5 protein-coding genes are annotated in these 3,661 nt (G+C 58.8%); 2 read left to right on the forward strand and 3 right to left on the reverse strand.

Annotated elements, in window-relative coordinates; all coding sequences use genetic code 11:
- The 3 genes from Q0239_RS17290 to hisB all read right to left on the reverse strand — a co-directional run.
- On the reverse strand, positions 1–280 hold a 280-nt coding region (locus Q0239_RS17290; RefSeq protein ID WP_298605167.1), incomplete at its 3' end, for a HisA/HisF-related TIM barrel protein.
- Positions 277–894 (reverse strand): imidazole glycerol phosphate synthase subunit HisH, encoded by a 618-nt coding sequence (gene hisH, locus Q0239_RS17295; protein ID WP_298605169.1) that lies wholly within the window; start codon positions 892–894, stop codon positions 277–279. The genes Q0239_RS17290 and hisH, both read right to left, overlap by 4 nt.
- Positions 887–1,480, reverse strand: coding sequence for an imidazoleglycerol-phosphate dehydratase HisB (gene hisB / locus Q0239_RS17300; RefSeq protein ID WP_298605171.1), 594 nt, complete (start codon positions 1,478–1,480; stop codon positions 887–889). The genes hisH and hisB overlap by 8 nt, the downstream gene beginning before the upstream one ends.
- A 104-nt stretch (positions 1,481–1,584) precedes the next feature.
- Here hisB and Q0239_RS17305 point away from each other — a divergent pair, with 104 nt between their 5' ends.
- Together Q0239_RS17305 and fumC are read left to right on the forward strand one after the other, a co-directional pair.
- Complete coding sequence (locus Q0239_RS17305) at positions 1,585–2,058, forward strand: SspB family protein (RefSeq protein WP_298605173.1); 474 nt, start codon at positions 1,585–1,587, stop codon at positions 2,056–2,058.
- Positions 2,059–2,165: 107 nt separating this feature from the next.
- Positions 2,166–3,548: a class II fumarate hydratase gene (fumC, locus tag Q0239_RS17310; protein WP_298605175.1), complete on the forward strand. Its 1,383-nt coding sequence runs from the start codon at positions 2,166–2,168 to the stop codon at positions 3,546–3,548.
- The last annotated feature ends 113 nt before the right edge of the window (positions 3,549–3,661 follow it).

Genomic DNA, 3,661 nt, shown 5'->3' on the forward strand with positions numbered 1-3,661 from the left:
CGAACCAGCGCTCCCCGGTCTCGCGGTTTCGGTTCCCACCGCCCAGCTGCACATAGCCGGGGAAATTCTCGATGATATATTCGACCGCCTCGGCATTCTCCGGTTTGCCTGCAAAGGCCCCGTCGAGATCGACGACATGCAGATGCTCTGCTCCCGCCTCGGCAAAAAGCAGCGCCTGCGCCGCCGGAGCGTCGGCATAAACCGTCGCACGATCCATATCTCCCTCGGCGAGGCGAACGACTTGGCCACCCTTAAGGTCAATGGCTGGAAAAACGATCATGGGTTCCACTCCAGAAATCTAGCGAGCGTGGCTATTCCATAAGACTGGCTTTTCTCAGGGTGGAATTGCACTCCGAGGATGTTGTCCTTGGCCACAGCAGCCACGCGCGGGCCGCCATGGTCGGTGGTCGCCAGCACATGCACCGGATCGGCGGCATCGAAATGATAGCCGTGGAGGAAATAGGCAACCCCGGTTTCAACAACCAGATGCCCGCCTTGCACGACCACATCGTTCCAGCCCATATGCGGCACCTTCAATCCCGGGGCGGGTTCAATGGCGCGCACAGTGCCGCCGATCCAGCCCAGCCCCTTGGTTGTGCCATGTTCTACGCCCTCATCAGCGAGCAACTGCATACCGACGCAAATGCCAAGGAACGGCACGGCATCGCGCAAAACGCGTTGCTCCAGCGTCTCGATCATCCCGTCGATGCCCGACACGCCTTCCATGCAATGCGCAAAGGCACCAACGCCCGGAAGAACGATACGTTCTGCCCGGGCAACAACTTCAGGGTCTGCGGTCACAGCGATATCTGCCGCTCCCGCAGCCTTCAGCGCGTTTCGAACCGATTGGAGATTGCCCGCGCCATAATCGATCAGCGCGATGCGCTCAGCCACCTAATATCCCCTTGGTAGAGGGAATCGCCCCGCCCTTGCGCGGGTCGATCTCGACCGCCTGACGCATCGCGCGGGCAAAGCCCTTATAGATGCTCTCGGCGATATGGTGGTTGTTCTTGCCGTATAGCAATTCGATATGCAGCGTCAGGCCGACGGCATCGGCAATCGAGTGGAACCAGTGCTCAAACAACTCGGTATCCATCTCGCCGAGGCGTTCCTGCGTGAAGCCCGCTTTCCAGACGAAATAGGGCCGTCCCGAAATATCGAGCGCAACGCGGCTCAACGTTTCATCCATCGGCGAATAGGCGCTGCCATAGCGCATGATCCCGCCCTTATCGCCCAGCGCCTTCAGGATCGCTTGCCCGATAGCGATCGCGCTGTCTTCTGCGGTGTGGTGCTGGTCGACATGCAGGTCGCCCTTGATACGGCATTGGATGTCGATCATCGAATGGCGTGAGAATTGCTCGATCATATGGTCGAGAAAGCCGATGCCGGTGGATATTTCATATTGCCCGGTACCGTCGAGATTCACCTCGACCGCAATTTCGGTTTCCTTGGTGTTCCGGTTGATCGAGGCGGTGCGCATGGCTGTGCGCTATAGGCCGATAATAGCCAAGTGCAAGCCTGTGCGCCTATTCGCGGCTAAAGTTCATCTTGATTTCAACGCGCGGTCAGTCCACCAAGGCGCGCATGAGCGACGACGCCCCTGACAGCCTGATTCCCTATGACGATATCGTGCAAGAGGCCTTGCGCGCGGTGGTGGGTCGCGTGCTCGGCGAAGTCATGGTCAGCGGCCTTCCCGGCGACCATCATTTCTACATCACTTTCAAGACCCGCGCGGCAGGTGTAGCCATCCCGGTGCATCTGATGGAGCGTTTTCCCGATGAAATGACCATTGTGATGCAGCACAAATATTGGGACCTGAAAGTGGGCGAGGATTATTTCGAAGTCGGCCTGTCATTCAGCCAGGTTCCGGCGCACCTCCACATTCCCTTTTCGGCGATCACCGCCTTTGTCGATCCGGCGGTCGATTTCGCGCTGCAATTCCAAGTCGACGCCGAATCCGGCCCCGAGCCGCACGAGCAGGCCGAGAATGACGGGCCGAGCATCGAGCAGGAGGATGGCTCGAACGTCGTGACGGTGGACTTCGGGCGCAAAAAGTAACCCGAAAATTCTCCGTTGGCTTGACCAACGCTTGTCCTGCACAGCTCCAACTTCTACGCTTTCGGTACGGCAAATTTCGCCGGATTTTTGAGCAAGTGGATTTCAGGATGACGGCCACCCGCAGCGAAACCGACAGCTTCGGCCCCATAGACGTCCCCGCCGAGGCCTATTGGGGCGCGCAGACGCAGCGCAGCATTAGCAACTTCCCCTTCCCGCCGCAGGAGCGGATGCCGTTGGCGATCGTTCACGCCCTGGCATTAGTGAAACAGGCTGCGGCGCGGGTGAACCGCAAGCATGGACTTGATGCCAAACTGGCCGACGCCGTCGAAGCAGCGGCGGCAGAGGTTGTTGCGGGCAAGCATGACGACCAATTCCCGCTGACCATCTGGCAAACGGGCAGCGGCACACAATCCAACATGAATGTGAACGAGGTGATTGCCGGGCGCGCCAACGAAATGCTGACGGGTGCCCGTGGCGGAAAATCGCCGGTGCACCCGAACGATCATGTCAATATGAGCCAGTCGTCCAACGACAGCTTTCCTACGGCTTTGCATGTCGCGACGGTTCTCGCTGTTCGTGATCGCCTAACACCCGCTTTGCACCGCTTGCATAACGCGATTGCCGACAAGGCTCAGGCATGGCGTGGACTGGTCAAGATTGGCCGTACCCATATGCAAGATGCGACACCATTGACCTTGGGACAGGAATTTTCGGGCTATGACACCCAACTGGCGAAGGCTTCGGTCCGGATTACCACCGGCCTGATTGGCCTACATGACCTTGCACAGGGCGGAACTGCCGTAGGCACAGGGCTTAATGCACCAACTGGATTTGACGAGGACTTTGCGAGCGAGATCAGCAACCTGACCGGCATAAAATTCGACGCGGCCTACAACAAGTTCGAAGCTTTGGCCGCCAACGATGCCCTCGTCGAGTTTTCCGGTGTGCTTAACACCTTGGCCGTATCTCTAACCAAAATCGCCAACGATATCCGCCTGCTCGGCTCTGGCCCGCGCTCTGGCCTAGGCGAACTCTCGCTGCCCGAGAACGAACCGGGCAGTTCGATCATGCCGGGCAAGGTGAACCCCACCCAGTGCGAAATGCTGACGATGGTCGCGGCGCAGGTGATCGGCAACCATCAGGCGGTGACCGTTGGCGGAATGCAGGGGCATCTGGAGCTCAATGTCTTCAAGCCGCTGATTGGCGCCAATGTGCTGCGTTCGATCGAACTGCTGTCGATCGGCATGGAAACCTTCGCCAAAAACTGTGTCGAAGGGCTGCAGCCCAATCGCGAACGCATTGCCGAACTGGTCGACAGATCACTGATGCTCGTCACCGCGCTTGCGCCGATAATCGGCTACGACAATGCAGCGAAAATCGCCAAGCACGCCCACCAGAACGGAATGACGCTGAAACAATCCGCGCTGGCGCTCGGGCTGGTTGACGAGGCGACCTTCGATGCCCATGTCAGGGCAGAGGACATGGTGTGATTATCCACACCACCCTGTGGAAAAAGGAGTTATCCACATGCCCCTGTTGAAAACCATCGCCGGAGCCGTTGTCGGAGAAGTTGTCGGTCGCAAACGCGGCCATGGCCTATTGG

It is taken from the genome of uncultured Sphingorhabdus sp., assembly GCF_937872355.1.
GTDB lineage: Bacteria > Pseudomonadota > Alphaproteobacteria > Sphingomonadales > Sphingomonadaceae > Sphingorhabdus_B.